The sequence below is a fragment of the Rugamonas sp. FW305-51 genome (genome assembly GCF_058786935.1).
In genome coordinates this window covers 9,578-9,930 of the sequence record NZ_JBYSZG010000088.1, presented here as the reverse complement: position 1 = coordinate 9,930, position 353 = coordinate 9,578, and the positions used below count along the sequence as shown (strand labels likewise).

General features: G+C 65.7%; 1 protein-coding gene. It reads left to right on the top strand.

What is annotated here, in order from left to right; all coding sequences use genetic code 11:
• The coding region (locus AC3WOS_RS28050) for an RHS repeat domain-containing protein (RefSeq protein ID WP_492720550.1) at nt 1-353 on the top strand (353 nt) is incomplete at both ends.

The window sequence follows — 353 nt, the reverse complement described above, 5'->3', positions numbered from 1 at the left end:
ACGGCGGTGAAGACGTACTGGCCGATGGGCATTGGGGTGGAGATCGACGATCCGGTCAAGGGCACGACGGCGCTGCATTGGCTGCACGCGGACCGGCTGGGCAGTCCGGTGGCGTTCACGGACCAGGGCGGGGCGCTGCAGGAGCCGCTGGCCTACGACGCGTGGGGCAAGCGCCGCATGCTCACCACCAGCGCGACTCCGGATGAACTGGACGGCAAGATCGACAACCGGGGCTTCACCGGCCACGAGATGCTGGACAAGTTGGATCTGGTGCACATGAATGGGCGGGTGTACGATCCGTACACGGCGAGGTTCTTGTCGGCGGATCCGCATGTGACGGACCCAACTAACGG